General features: G+C 36.6%; 13 protein-coding genes. 4 read left to right on the forward strand and 9 right to left on the reverse strand.

Annotation, left to right across the window (positions count from 1 at the left end; translation table 11 throughout):
• Positions 1 to 17: 17 nt before the first annotated feature.
• From JWG40_RS13345 to JWG40_RS13360, 4 genes are all read right to left on the reverse strand, one after another.
• Positions 18 to 3,080, reverse strand: a complete 3,063-nt coding sequence (locus tag JWG40_RS13345) for an efflux RND transporter permease subunit (RefSeq protein ID WP_205286288.1) — start codon at positions 3,078 to 3,080, stop codon at positions 18 to 20.
• Complete coding sequence (locus tag JWG40_RS13350) at positions 3,077 to 4,648, reverse strand: TolC family protein (protein ID WP_205286289.1); 1,572 nt, start codon at positions 4,646 to 4,648, stop codon at positions 3,077 to 3,079. Before JWG40_RS13350 ends, JWG40_RS13345 begins: the two co-directional genes overlap by 4 nt.
• A gap of 234 nt (positions 4,649 to 4,882) precedes the next feature.
• Positions 4,883 to 5,314 carry a nuclear transport factor 2 family protein gene (locus JWG40_RS13355; RefSeq protein WP_205286290.1) on the reverse strand — a complete coding sequence of 144 codons (432 nt, stop codon included), beginning with the start codon at positions 5,312 to 5,314 and terminating at the stop codon, positions 4,883 to 4,885.
• 45 nt (positions 5,315 to 5,359) lie between these two features.
• Positions 5,360 to 5,797: a MarR family winged helix-turn-helix transcriptional regulator gene (locus JWG40_RS13360; RefSeq protein ID WP_205286291.1), complete on the reverse strand. Its 438-nt coding sequence runs from the start codon at positions 5,795 to 5,797 to the stop codon at positions 5,360 to 5,362.
• Between the two features lie 144 nt (positions 5,798 to 5,941).
• On the opposite strand from JWG40_RS13360, the gene rnk reads away from it, so the two are divergent.
• Positions 5,942 to 6,358 (forward strand): nucleoside diphosphate kinase regulator, encoded by a 417-nt coding sequence (gene rnk / locus JWG40_RS13365; protein ID WP_205286292.1) that lies wholly within the window; start codon positions 5,942 to 5,944, stop codon positions 6,356 to 6,358.
• A 176-nt stretch (positions 6,359 to 6,534) separates the two neighbouring features.
• On the opposite strand, the gene JWG40_RS13370 is transcribed toward rnk, so the two are convergent.
• On the reverse strand, positions 6,535 to 6,900 hold the full coding sequence (locus JWG40_RS13370; protein ID WP_205286293.1) for a cysteine rich repeat-containing protein: 366 nt from the start codon (positions 6,898 to 6,900) through the stop codon (positions 6,535 to 6,537).
• A 381-nt stretch (positions 6,901 to 7,281) separates the two neighbouring features.
• Here JWG40_RS13370 and JWG40_RS13375 point away from each other — a divergent pair, with 381 nt between their 5' ends.
• Positions 7,282 to 7,794: a hypothetical protein gene (locus JWG40_RS13375; RefSeq protein ID WP_205286294.1), complete on the forward strand. Its 513-nt coding sequence runs from the start codon at positions 7,282 to 7,284 to the stop codon at positions 7,792 to 7,794.
• Between the two features lie 3 nt (positions 7,795 to 7,797).
• Here the strand turns inward: JWG40_RS13375 and JWG40_RS13380 are convergent, their stop codons facing one another.
• Positions 7,798 to 8,418, reverse strand: coding sequence for a hypothetical protein (locus JWG40_RS13380; protein ID WP_205286295.1), 621 nt, complete (start codon positions 8,416 to 8,418; stop codon positions 7,798 to 7,800).
• 291 nt (positions 8,419 to 8,709) lie between these two features.
• Here JWG40_RS13380 and JWG40_RS13385 point away from each other — a divergent pair, with 291 nt between their 5' ends.
• On the forward strand, positions 8,710 to 9,912 hold the full coding sequence (locus JWG40_RS13385; RefSeq protein WP_205286296.1) for an acyltransferase family protein: 1,203 nt from the start codon (positions 8,710 to 8,712) through the stop codon (positions 9,910 to 9,912).
• A 33-nt stretch (positions 9,913 to 9,945) separates the two neighbouring features.
• Here JWG40_RS13385 and JWG40_RS13390 read toward each other — a convergent pair whose 3' ends face one another.
• The 3 genes from JWG40_RS13390 to JWG40_RS13400 form a co-directional block, all read right to left on the reverse strand.
• On the reverse strand, positions 9,946 to 11,121 hold the full coding sequence (locus JWG40_RS13390; protein ID WP_205286297.1) for a thiolase family protein: 1,176 nt from the start codon (positions 11,119 to 11,121) through the stop codon (positions 9,946 to 9,948).
• Between the two features lie 70 nt (positions 11,122 to 11,191).
• Positions 11,192 to 11,659, reverse strand: coding sequence for a MarR family winged helix-turn-helix transcriptional regulator (locus JWG40_RS13395; RefSeq protein WP_205286298.1), 468 nt, complete (start codon positions 11,657 to 11,659; stop codon positions 11,192 to 11,194).
• Between the two features lie 109 nt (positions 11,660 to 11,768).
• A complete protein-coding gene (locus JWG40_RS13400) occupies positions 11,769 to 12,398 on the reverse strand; it encodes a DUF2306 domain-containing protein (protein ID WP_205286299.1) in 630 nt (209 codons plus the stop codon).
• A gap of 208 nt (positions 12,399 to 12,606) precedes the next feature.
• On the opposite strand from JWG40_RS13400, the gene JWG40_RS13405 reads away from it, so the two are divergent.
• Positions 12,607 to 13,239 carry a hypothetical protein gene (locus JWG40_RS13405; protein ID WP_205286300.1) on the forward strand — a complete coding sequence of 211 codons (633 nt, stop codon included), beginning with the start codon at positions 12,607 to 12,609 and terminating at the stop codon, positions 13,237 to 13,239.
• Positions 13,240 to 13,252: the final 13 nt, after the last annotated feature.

A 13,252-nucleotide genomic window follows, 5' to 3' on the forward strand; every position in this document is an offset into this window, starting at 1 on the left:
ATCCAAAATTTAAACCCTCACTCATTCTTTCTTTTCATTAAATTGATCAATCGCGTAATGTACTGGTAGACCGCTGGGATCACATAGAGTGTAAGTATCGTAGAAGAAATAAGTCCACCAATCACAGTCACTCCCATACTGGTTCTCTGTTTAGATGCTTCGTTAAGTCCAATGGCAACAGGCATCATACCAGCAATCAGCGCGATCGATGTCATAAGGATTGGCCTTAACCTTGCCCTTCCTGCTTCAATAAGCGCAGTCCTCGTATCTACTCCAGTATTTTGTAAGTCTTTGGCAAAATCAATGAGAAGAATCGAATTTTTGGTAGCCAATCCGAAAAGTAAAATCATTCCAATATTAGCAAATATATCCATTGATTTCCCAGTAAGAAACAGTCCCAAAAAAGCGCCTGTCATTGCCAAAGGAATCACTACCAAAATGGAAATCGGGATCATAAAACTTTCATACAAAGACGCAAGCACTAGATAAATAAACACTACCCCGAGTCCAAGTGCGATGGCCATGTTCTTTCCCGTTGATTCCAAGTTTTCTGTTTGCCCACTGTATGATACTTTGATTCCATCAGGTGTCGGAAGTTCCTCTTTTAAGATTCGTTGTAATTCCGACATTACATACCCAGAGCCTCGTCCATTTGGATCGGTGTCGGCTGAAATTTCTACCGAACGATTCCTGTTTTGCCTTTGGATCGTAGCTGGTCCTGTTGTGGGAACACCTGAGGTAACGTAAGAAAGTGGAACTAAATAACCGTTGATATTTGGAACAGAAACATTGTGAAAATTCTTTTCAATGTTTCTTTGATCATCTAACATCCGAACACGAATGTCATACTCTAAGTTTTTTTCTCTAAACACTGCAGAAGTATCACCCTCTACTATGGTTCTTAGTTCTCTGCCGAGAGACTGTGGATTAACACCCAACTTTACAATTTGTTCTCCCTTGGGGACAATTTTGAATTCAGGAGCTCCTTCTCGGAGACTAATGTCAGGATCTGTTAGATCAGGAATTTTATTAATTTTTTCAAAGACAAGTTTGCTATACGATTCCACTTCCTCTGGATCATTTCCAGTGATGACAAAGGAAAAGGATCTTTGCCCACCGCCGATTGCATCATAGTTCTTTACTATCGGTTTTGCATAAACATACGGTGATAATTCTTTTCTAATGTATTCTTTAAACTGAGGGGTATTGAGTTTTCTTTTTTTGGTAGGCACTAACTCCACATAGATATCAATTTTATTTTGTTTTACATATCCGGCTGTTAAATGGACTTCCTTTTTCGATCTTAAAAGAGCATTCACTTCTTCGTTCAATGCCTTTGTAGCTTCAACACTAGAACCTGGTGGTAATTCAAAAGTGACTGTAAATTGTCCTAAATCTTGTGTAGGGATAAACTCAGATTTTAATGTTTTGGATACAAATATACTACTTACAAATATAAAGAGAGCAATCGATAAGACAAATAGTGGATGTTTGGTTGATACTTCCAGAGTTTTCACATAACCATTGGTTAATTTTTCTTGGAATCGATCAAAAGCACGAAGTGGAATCGATAAGAATCTTTCTATTTTTCCTGGCTCTTTAGGGTTATGTTCCCCACCGAAGTAAGCCGACATCATCGGTGCAATCGTTAAAGCATCGTATAAGGAGATGATCAAGGCAAAACAAACGGTTAGTCCGAAAGGACGCAGAATTTGTCCAATCACTCCATCGATAAAGGCAATCGGTCCAAAGACAGCAAGGATTGCAAACGTAGTGGCAAGTACAGCAAGGGTGACTTCTTTTGTACCATCAAGGGCAGCTTGTTTGCTATCCTTACCCATCTCTTTATGTCTATGGATATTTTCTCTCACCACAATTGCATCATCAATCAAAAGTCCTACCGCAAGAGAAAGTGCAAGTAAAGTCATTTGGTTGATCGTAAATCCAGCAAAACTCATCAGGATAAAAGATCCAAGGAGCGAAGTTGGTAAAGCGAGGCCCGTAATCAAAGTGGAACGAACACTTCCTAAAAAAAATAAAACCACAATAATTGTCAGTGCAATACCAATGTAAATGGATTCCTCTACATCCCAAACATTATCTTTAACAACTTTAGAAGAATCATTATAATAATCAAAGGTGACATCAGGAAATTCTTTCTTTAAATCACCAATTTTCTTTTTTACTGCTTCTGCTACCTGTACCGAGTTAGATCCTGATTGTTTATAAACTAGTAAAAATAGTGCCGGTTTTCCATTCCAATAAGCAAGGGAGGTTACATCTTCGGATCCAACTACAACCCGACCTACATCCGAAAGCTGAATTGGAATTTCGTTATTCAAAAAACTAATGGGAACATTTCGAATCTCATCAAAACTTCGGTATTCATTGATGGTTCGAAACGATAAATCAGAATGTTCACCTCGGACCTTTCCTGCAGGAATATTGGCACCACCCGCAGCAATCCTTTGTGATACTTGGCTAGCCGACAAATTCCTTGATTTCAACTTGTTTCGATCTAGTTCCACCCATATTTCTTTTTTCCTTCCTCCGACGATGTCAACAGAACCCACATTGGAAACAGATATTAACCTTTGTTTGATTGTTTCAGAAGCAAAATCATAAAACTCGTTCTCTCCCAATTTGGATTGAATAGAGATACTTAAAATCGGTTGGTCTGCTGGATCCAATCGTTTGATCACAGGTTCGTCTACTTCTGCTGGTAATTTTTTCTTAGCAAAAGCAACTTTATCTCTAATTTGTTGTTCCGCATAACTAATAACAGTCTCCGAAGAAAACTCAGCCACAATTACAACCGACCCTTCGTTACAAATAGATCTTAGTTTTTTTAATCCAGAAATTGTAGAAAGTTCATCTTCAATTGGTTTGGCGACCAAGGTTTCAATTTCATTGGGAGCAGCTCCAGGATAATTTACATTGATGGAAATAGTTGGGAAACTTAAGTCAGGAAAGTTCTCTACCCCGAGTTTTCCAAAACTCACAATCCCCACAACCACAATCAGAATTACGGTACAAGCTATAAATACAGGCCTTTGTATGGATAATTTTGCTAAATTCATTGGATTTCCTCTGTGTTAAGTAATGTTAGTTGCTCAGGATCTAGAGAATATTTCTCAAAGAAAGTACCTTTGGAAATTTCATATTGAACTATGGCAATGTTGTATGTGATAAGAGATTGTGAATGATTGGACTGGGATCTAACATAAGCATCCATTGCATTTCGGAGTACTAGAGAGGTGCCCCTTCCATTACGAAAAGCGGACAAAGCTTTATCATAAAAAAGTCGACTTTCTTCTTTATTTTTTTTTGCCTCTAAAAAGAGTTCATAACTAACAGTTAAATTTTCTCGTTTCGATAATAAATCGGCCCTTACTTTGTTTTGAGCTTCTGCCCACTCTAACTGTGCTTGTCTTTTTTCTGATTCAGCTTTTTTGTATTCAGCTTCCGCAATCTCATTTCCTAACGGATATTCTAATTTGAACTCTGCAGTGTTCTGATTGAACCTTCCCCCAAGGATACCATAAAAATCTTGAGGAAATTGTTGGTCATAATTTTTAAAATTATATGTCCCACCTACTGAAAATTTTGGCAACAAACCGTTGTCTGCTGACTTCAGATTATCTTCAGAATTTTTAAGTTGTAAAAGTGATGCTCGCACATCATATCGTTTTTCAAGAGCGGTGAGTAGCTCTTCTTCATAATTTGAAGTGACTGCAATTTGTTCTTCAATCAGAACTGGTAAAAAAGAAAAGTTTTCCTCCGGTTCCTTTCCGAGTGAAGCAAGTAAATCTCTTCTATTTTTGTTCCTTTCTAATTCCGAATTTTTGACGGCACTCGTCGCACTAAGAACAATAGAATTCCACTGGTGGATATCACCCGTGGTATCAAACCCAAAGTTTGCTTTTTTAGAATAAATATCCCTAATTATTTTTGCGTTTCCAAGAAGGGAGGAGTTTGTTTCTAAAATTTCTTCAGACAAACTCAAATTCCAAAACTCAATGAGTGAATTTACTAAACTTTTAGATAACGAATCCAGTGTATTTAATCTTTGGATGGAAGATGACCGCCTAGCAGTCGATAATTTCAACCTATCCTGGTATCCAAAAAAGTTTTTTAAAAGATCTTGGCTGATATTGATACCCACAGTGGCAAAATGATAAGAAGGTTGTGCAAAACTTGAAAATCCACTAGAACTTTGTGTTTTACCTGCATTCGTTTCATAACGATTATCAATTACCGCAATTCCAAAGGTGGTTCCTGTGCTAAACTTTTTATTAATTCCCGCCTGCAGGCTGTTATCCGTAATTTTTGTTCCTTGGATGGCATACTGCGGAAGGTTGAAGTTTGTGGTATTCTTGGCTGTTCCCTTCGCCTCCGCAGTCCATGCATAGGCTCCGTTTGTTTTTTCCCAATCGTAGTTTGAGGTTTTTAACTGCAACTTTAGTGTCTGCAGGCTGACTTGGTTCTCCCAGGCCATCCTCAGAATGTCATCCATTCGAAACGTGTTGGTTTTCACCGGTTCTTTGGCGGAAAGTGGCCCTATTGCCGCGAAAACTGCGAAAAACACAGCCGCGAGGCAAATGGTGGTAGGTTTTGGTTTGTTTTCTCTCATTTGCTTTGGAAACATTTACTGTATCCTTTGTTTCTTTAGGAAACAAATACAGTTTCCAATGTTTCCTGACAAGAAAAAAATACCTATCGATACAAATTGTAATTTTGCCAGTGATTGTACGAATTTAAAGCTCTTGCGTGTGGAGGGATTTATGACAAGTGATCGAGAGAACTACAATCCAGAGAGGTTTTTAGAAAAGGATCTGATCCCTTTCACTAAAAAACCTTCTGGACTGATTTTAATTGAATCTTATTTCTTTTCAGCAACCACCACTGCTTTGATTAGTTTCCATTCATTTTGGTCCAAATAAAAAGTGTACATAGATTGGAATTTCATAACCTTACTTTCCAAATCTGCTTTTACAAATCCAAATCGATCTAAAAAATCGATCGAGTGAACCCGGACATTTCTCTCCACGCCGCCGATCTTTCCCTCTTTTAGAGACTGAATATAATTTGTTTTATTGGAACTGAAAATTGAATCACTTCCTTTTATATAAACACTATCCGTATATTCCCCATGGAATTTAGATTCGACTTCAGCAACTTTCCTCTCATCAATATTCCTCATAACTGAAATAAATTCTTTTTCCAAAGAATCCCGATTTCCTTCTGCATTTGTTTGGTTTGTGATCATCATTCCTCCTAAAATCACTAAAATTCCGAATACTAAGTCTTTCATAGACACACTCAATTTGTTGCTATAGCAACAATATATATAAAAAAATCAATCCATCGATTCTTCATAAATTTGATCAATAATCCGTTTGAATGTTTTAAAATCTTGGGCCGAAAGTTTTTTAAACATTCGTTTTCGTTCTTCTGTCACTACAGCGACCATTAATTGATAGATCTCTGAACCTTTTTTAGTTGGATATACCTGATTTTTCCTTCGGTCATCTGGATCAGACTGAATTTTAATCCAACCTTTTTCCTCCATATTTCGAAGAGCCCGTGCCATAGATGGCCTATCATCAAAATCCCTTCCCAAGTCCGATTGGCTACAACCAGGTTGTTTCATCAGACGAACAAGAACAAACCACTGCTCGGGGAATAATTCCAACCCATTTGTAGAAGCCAACCTCATGAACTGACGTCGTAAGGATCGAACTGTCCTATATATCAAATAAGCGTAGGAATTTTCTAAATCGAAAGAATCTGACATTTGTTGCTATAGCAACATTATTTGGATTATATTTTTTGTCAAGAGGAATTAAACATGGGAAAGTTCAAAGGAACTATCCTTCTTGACAACATTAACACCGGATGAATAGTCTAAAGGTTTACGCTAATTTAAAGGAGCATTAAAATGAATACACAAAATAAAATTTGTCTCACTCATTATGACTACGACCGACTGAAAATGATGATTTCTGATCGTACAAAAAGAAATAAAGTGGAGACAAATGTGAAAGACCTATTGGGCGAAATAGAAAGAGCCCAAAAAGTAGACTCTCATTCAATTCCACCTAACTATGTTACTATGAACTCAGTGATTGAACTTAAAAATCTGGAGGAATTGGAATTTCAGGAATTTAGTTTAGTATTTCCGGAAGACGCAAACACCAACGAAAACAAAATTTCCGTACTAGCGCCGATAGGAACGGCTATATTAGGTTATAAAATTGGAGACGTAATCCGATGGAAATTTCCCGGTGGAGAAAACCAATTTCAAATTACCAACATCAAATACCAACCAGAAGCCAATGGAGATTATCATTTGTAGATGATAAAAAACAATGTGATCCAATCGCAAGAGGGAAAATAAAATTCCTTCTTGTGTGCGTTCCCGATCAAATGTAATATTATCATCTCATGATAAAAAGGGCCGGGCTCCTTCGGGGTTCGCTTCGCTCCCGTCTGCCAAATGGCAGACCAAGCCCTTCGTATCCCTAACGCTTGTCAAATTTCGTTCAAGACAGCCTTACATTGGTTTGAGATCGAAGCCTCATTTTGAAATAAACATTTTAAGATGCGACCACCACCAGGGATGATCCAACGGCAGTATTCGCTTACATCTTCTTTGCAAAACCCTTGTGATTTACTTTTCATAGCATCAGATAGTGCACTTTGGCCAGCCTCACAAGCATCGGAAAGATTTTTTCCACGTTCTTTCAAACATTGTAAAATCCTCGCTTTCGTAGGTTTTACTCCCTGACAATAGGTAGCAATCTCCGGCTGACAAACATCATAAATGGATTTTGTCTCTGCAAACAAAGGTAAGTTAAAACAGAAAAAAAGAATGAGCAAGTGTGGTTTCGGCTTCATATTTGAGTATTTCCTTATTTTTAATCATACGATGGTTTCAGAACCATTCCCGAGAGTCAATTTTCGAATCCGGGATTCTAGAAAACAAGTTCATTATATTGCAAAAATCTTCCATAGAAAGAACAAAAATACTTAATTTTATAGGTATCTCGGTAACGGGAACTTTCTCCGGCCAAAGTCCTCTCTGCATAAAACCATATTTTATAAAGTTTCCAAAAATCAATTAACAAGTATTATTTGGCGTTTTCCCCAAAAAAACAATACTCTAACCTAAAAATTGCGACAAATCCAATTAAAAAATTAAATTAAACTAACAAATGTAATGTTTATTGACTTGACTGTTATGCGACAAATACCATATTCATAAATATATAAACATCTATGAATATTTTAATTAACAAATATACCTTTATTCCACTCTATCTACTTTCGGTTCTTTATTCATGTACCCCAAAAAATTCCGACCAAGAAAAGGAAATTTTGGCATTACTTGTTTTACCTAAAACCTCGGGTACGGCTGCTAACTCTCCCACAGGTGTCTGCAATGGATATTCTATCTATGATCTAATTACAACTCCTGTTGATTTTAGACCAACAACTGGAATTATATATATGAACGTAATTGCGAAAATAGGCTCAGTATTAACGGTAAATTCAACGACCACCCCATTGAATACGGCTGGTGGTTATTTATTCAATCCGTTTCACTATAACCAGAGACTAACTTGTCCCATCAGTGGCTCTCCAAGTATGACGACAGTCTATAATGAAGCTCGGACTGCTACTAGAGTAACTCTGACATTTACGGTCGCTGGCACATACGGGCTTCAACTTTTTACAGGCACAAGCAGTTTGAATGCTGTCACGGATCTCAATGCCACATTTGTTGAATAAACTCTATCTTTGGTAAAGAGAAAACAGGAAAGACGAGGGTAGTTTTAGAAAATATCCGAGTTTCAGCAATTGATTCAGCAAAAACTGTTTGAGGATTCCTTTCTTTTCAAATCGATGTGCAGAGGTAATGGCAAGATAGGGTAAAAGAACTGGGAATGTAGTTTTTCTAAATTTTTGACTTAGTTCTGTATCTTCAAATAAATATGCTAAGCGCAAGTCCTCTGCCCAAAGTTTTCGATCAAAAAAAATGCAATGGTCTAAATAGACAATTCCCCTCCACTTCACACGAACCACATTAGAATACCAAGAAATAGAACGTAAAAGAAAATGTTTGTTATCAAATTGATGTTGGAACCCACCCCAAATCATTTCTTTTTCTTTTTGGCAACTTAACTTGATTAGGTGGTTAATTGCCTCTTTAGGAAGTTTTGTACGAGGGTGGTGAAAAAGAATCATATCCCCCTTAGATTTGTGAAAGCCTAGATTTAGTCTCTCTGCTCGAGTCAATGCTTCCGATGTATTTACTAAAATGATCTCGATTTCCGGATGGTTCCAAAAATCGACTAGAGAATCTTGAAATAAAGAATTTTCTCCATTATCTGTTGGGATGATAATACTTAGCATTTCACTATTTCTGTTGGTATCTTCATATTTTGAATCACCAAAAACAAGAAAAAAACCAGGAAAGCCAACAATAAACAATTCCTTTAAAAATAAATACGTTCGATTTTACAGTTTTCCTATATCGACCTAATAACAATTACAATTCTACCAAATAATCTAATAGAGTTCTGGTTACATTGAAACAAAGAACAAGAATATAATCTTTAATCTTCAAACTATATTCTTAAACCAAAATATCACTCGACGAACATTCAAAACGATTTCCAATATGTCAGAGGAAGCTTCAGTTATATGTTTTTATGGAATGGTATTAAATCTATTTTTATAGAAAAAAAAGGGGAAATTGATTCTTTAAATGGACTTAGGGCACTTGCTATATTGAGTATTCTTTTTTTTCATGTTACTCCTTCTTTAGAGTTTGCGGGTTGGGGTCAAACGATAACGGCTACAGTTTTCCGTACTTTAGATTCAGGAGTTTCTCTATTTTTCGTACTGAGTGGTTATTTGATCTCCAATGGATTAAAGGGAGAATGGAATCAAAATTCTAAACTCAATTTTAAAATGTTTTTCGTTAAACGAAGTTTGAGAATTTTCCCCGCTTATTATTTTTATCTTTTTATCACCTATTTAGTAATTACTGCTGCAATGAAAAAAACTGGAGAAATTTCACTAAATGGCCAAATAGTAGATCCCGCGGCCGCCATCAAGACAGCATATCAAAACTTCAAATATGATTTAGTGTATTTATCTGATTATTTTAGAAGCTATAACATCCATGCATGGTCACTATCTGTTGAAGAAAAATTCTACTTAATTTTTCCAATGTTTGCCGGATTCTTTTTATTTCCTATGAAAGAAAAAAGTAGATTCGCATTCCTAGTTTTCCTTTACATTCTTCCCCTTATCTTCAGAATCTATTCAACCATAAATAACGGACCAAGAATTGTTGCATTTCATGAATTTCATTTTCGCTATGATGATCTTCTTGCCGGCATATTAGTTATGGAAGTTCTAAACAAAAAAGAGTTAAAGGAAAAGTTATCAAAATATAAACATTTTATTTTAAGCATTGCTGCGTTGATGTATCTTTCAAATATTTATCTTTTGAACTCTCAATATGAGATCTATAAAAACACATTCTCATATAATATTTTTAGTATATCTTTCTCACTTTTCCTGATCGTTTCTTTATTAGATAAAAACTTCTACTCTAGTCTTTTGGGTAACCCTATCCTTCGTCCAATCTCTCGTTTGAGTTATACCATATATTTATGGAACCAACTATTAATTCCGATAGGATTCAGTTCTCTGGCAATCTCGCTAAAAACCACTGGCATAGTCACCAATTCCCAAATGATGATCGCTATCATCCTTTTTTTTATCTCTACATTTATAGTCTGCACGATTCTATATATTTTGATCGAATATCCTTTCTTATTATGGAAATCAAAACTTACTAAAAAAAACGAAGAAATTCCTTACCTTAGAAATTGATTCAAAACAAAACTTATAACCACTGTTCTAATTTCACTGAGCTGAATTTTCTAATACAATCGCTATCCCTTGCCCACCTCCGATGCAAAGAGATGCCACCCCGTATTTCAAATTCTTCCTACGTAACTCGTAAGCCAAGGTGAGTATCACGCGAGCTCCACTAGCACCGAGCGGATGTCCAATGGCAATCGCTCCTCCATTTACATTTGTTTTTGCAGGATTTAATTTAAGTTCTCTCATCACAGCTAGCGTTTGCGAGGCATAAGCTTCATTGATTTCGAATAAATCAACATCTTCAATTTGAATACCTGTATGTTGCAGTGCTTTCGGAATCGCAAATACGGGGCCAAGACCCATCATTTTTGGATCACAACCAACATTCGCGTATCCAACAATTTTTGCTAATGGCTTTAAATTTTTTTCTTGAGACCACCTATCAGACGCTATAAGTATAGATGCTGCTCCATCATTGATACCTGATGAATTACCAGCTGTAATACTTCCTTCTTTTAAAAATGCAGTTGGCAATGTCTTTAGTTGGTCCACACAAGAAATTCCTCGAATCAATTCATCCTTTTGAATTAGTTGACTATTTTTGCCTTTACTAGACACAGAAATGATCTCTTCAGAAAAAATGCCAGACTCTGTTGCTCTTTCTGCCCGAACTTGGGAGATCCCTGCCCATTCATCTTGGTCCATACGAGAAATTTGAAAATGTTTTGCAATATTTTCTGCCGTCATTCCCATAGTCAGATCCACATAACAATCGTTTAAACTTTGGGCTAATCGATCTTCAGCAACGGTGTTTCCATATTTATTTCCCCACCGTACATTTTTTAAAACAAAGGGAGCATTACTCATCGACTCTGTTCCTCCAGCGAGGATCAGATTGTTTTCTCTTGAAAGAATTTTACGTGATCCAATGATCACACTCTCCATACCAGAACCACAAAGTCTATTGACAGTAAGTGCACTAGAACTTTCTTTCAGTCCTGCCTTTAGCCCAATATGCCTTGCTAAATAGGCAGAGTCTTTATCATCTTGGATCACATTTCCATAGATCGATTCTTCTATATCTTCAGGGTTCAATCCAACTTTACGAATTGCCTCCTTTGCCGTAATCACTGCAAGTTCTGAAGAGGAATAATCTTTTAGCCCTCCTCCAAATTTTCCAAAAGGAGTCCTTGCTCCATCCAATATCACTACCATGTTTCACTCCTTTTATAGTGCATATACACTATAAATTCATCACTCTCTTAAATAATAAAATGCTTTTGCTTCATTCCTCCGCGGAACCTAAAAATAAGACGGGGAGATTTCGCAATTCGGCTAAAGTTTTTAGAGTTTGTTTGAATTCCGATTTTCCTAAATTTTCGGTAATTAAATCTTGTGTTTGTTTCCAAAGTTCAATTGCTTTTGCCAGCTTCGTTTCTCCCTTTTTTGTGAGGATTATACTACGGACATTTCCGATTTCTTTTTTTTCTATTTTAATCAGATCATCTCGACTTAGAATTTCTAAACTTCTTTGTAATGTGGTTCTATCTATATCCGTGAGATTTGCAAGATCTGTGATACTCAAGTCTTTTTTATAGGCAATACCAGCAAGAACAGTAAATTGTGTGATCCTAAGTCCAGATGGCTTTAACATCGAATCATAATAACTGGTAACCAACCGACTGGTTCTACGAAGGCTCAAATTCAAACAAGATACCCCAATTTGTTTTAAATCTTCATGCGAATATTTCACTAACGATCCACCTAAAACACAATATAGTGCATATACACCATATTGTCAATCAAAAAAGAATTTCAGGCAATCCATTTCCATTCCAAAGGATTCGCACAAACAAATTTACCTATTGATTTCTCTTCCTTATGATCCATTCCGCAAATAAAAAATTGATCAACCAACCAGCACCCATCATCAAATCTCTTGGGACTCCCGAAGGATCTCCTCCTACCAAAATAAACCAAGGCAAATGGGTAAATACCTGTGTGCCTGCGCCCATCCCAATCGCATAACCACGAATCATCCAATGACTATGTTGTGTGATTTTCTTTCGAAGCACAAAAACAAAAGCAACTAACAAACATATGGTCATCCAAATCCCAACGATCATACGAATTCCAAACAACCAATCTCCATCAGTCGGAACTCTAGGATAAACAAGAGTCAGCCATAAGCCAGAGATTGCCGAGATAAGTCCCATACAAACAAGAAACCTTCCGGAATTTCGGTGCCAAAACAAATGTTTTTTTCGAAACCCTGGGGCAAACTGAAAGGCACCCAGAATACTAAAAAAAATTACGCCGACAATATGAATCAAAACGGGAATTGGATCATTAAAGAACCTTTGGTTTTCCACCGTATAATCAACACCAGTCAACAAATGAAAAAATCGAATCCCACCTGCAATGCTAGGAACTACACTTAAAAAAAGAAGAGAGCCGATAATGATAAAATCTTTTTTAGAACTTGATGCCATTGTAATCTCTGGCTCATTCCCTAGAAAAATATGAATCCAGCAACTAAAAAAACTATCTCTTAGAATAGTTTTCTGGGCGCATCCACCTAGCATTCGCCAGGTGGCCGGGCTATCCGCTCCAATCTTCCCTTCAGGAAGGATTTTCGCTACTATCCCTTGCGCGTAAGAAGTTTTTTCCATCAGATTGGTCTATTCAATAAAAATAATATTGGACTGGATTTTTCCAGCCATCCAGAATGATTATAACAAACAAATGTTACATACTCAATTCTTAATCATTATATTCTGTTTTATAAACCTACTTTCTTGCCAATCAACAGAAAACTATCTTTCCAACAGAGGTTTGGATCTCGCCGATTCGTTTACCTTAGGTGTAGAAACAAATCATTACGGAGCTGGTATTTGGCTTTGGTGTTTGGGAGGAGGTTTACAATTAAACCAAGATGCAAAAGGAATTGGTATTCGAAATGGTCAATATGGTTTTTACAAGGCTGGTGGTGTAGATGACATTGGAATTATGGGAAAAACTGGTGACCGCTCCCCAACAAATCAAATGGGAAATTCATTTCTCATTATTAATTCCAATCAACATAGACCCGTTTACCCTGACTTAAAAAGAAGTCGAAAAAAATCTTATGACGCATCCAACGTATTGATGTTAGTCTTTTTTACAGATAAAAAATCTAGTTCCGGAAAAAAACATTGCAACCATCCTGCAAGTGTCGAAGTTTCTCTCGGACTGTATTTGGGTGTTCGTGCAGGTTTTAACTTCACTGAATTTTCAGATTTTCTACTTGGGACAACTACATATGATTTTATGGAAGATGATAAGGACGAATAGAAACTAATATCCA

The organism is Leptospira abararensis (genome assembly GCF_016918735.1).
Classification (GTDB): Bacteria; Spirochaetota; Leptospiria; order Leptospirales; family Leptospiraceae; genus Leptospira_A; species Leptospira_A abararensis.

Bases quoted from the DNA above. Each gene is read 5' to 3' on its own strand.
- JWG40_RS13350 (WP_205286289.1), bottom strand. From the start codon at position 4,648: ATGTTTCCAAAGCAAATGAGAGAAAACAAACCAAAACCTACCACCATT.
- JWG40_RS13380 (WP_205286295.1), bottom strand. From the start codon at position 8,418: ATGCTAAGTATTATCATCCCAACAGATAATGGAGAAAATTCTTTATTT.
- JWG40_RS13400 (WP_205286299.1), bottom strand. From the start codon at position 12,398: ATGGCATCAAGTTCTAAAAAAGATTTTATCATTATCGGCTCTCTTCTT.
- rnk (WP_205286292.1), top strand. From the start codon at position 5,942: ATGAATACACAAAATAAAATTTGTCTCACTCATTATGACTACGACCGA.
- JWG40_RS13390 (WP_205286297.1), bottom strand. From the start codon at position 11,121: ATGGTAGTGATATTGGATGGAGCAAGGACTCCTTTTGGAAAATTTGGA.
- JWG40_RS13360 (WP_205286291.1), bottom strand. From the start codon at position 5,797: ATGTCAGATTCTTTCGATTTAGAAAATTCCTACGCTTATTTGATATAT.
- JWG40_RS13375 (WP_205286294.1), top strand. From the start codon at position 7,282: ATGAATATTTTAATTAACAAATATACCTTTATTCCACTCTATCTACTT.
- JWG40_RS13370 (WP_205286293.1), bottom strand. From the start codon at position 6,900: ATGAAGCCGAAACCACACTTGCTCATTCTTTTTTTCTGTTTTAACTTA.
- JWG40_RS13355 (WP_205286290.1), bottom strand. From the start codon at position 5,314: ATGAAAGACTTAGTATTCGGAATTTTAGTGATTTTAGGAGGAATGATG.
- JWG40_RS13385 (WP_205286296.1), top strand. From the start codon at position 8,710: ATGTTTTTATGGAATGGTATTAAATCTATTTTTATAGAAAAAAAAGGG.
- JWG40_RS13345 (WP_205286288.1), bottom strand. From the start codon at position 3,080: ATGAATTTAGCAAAATTATCCATACAAAGGCCTGTATTTATAGCTTGT.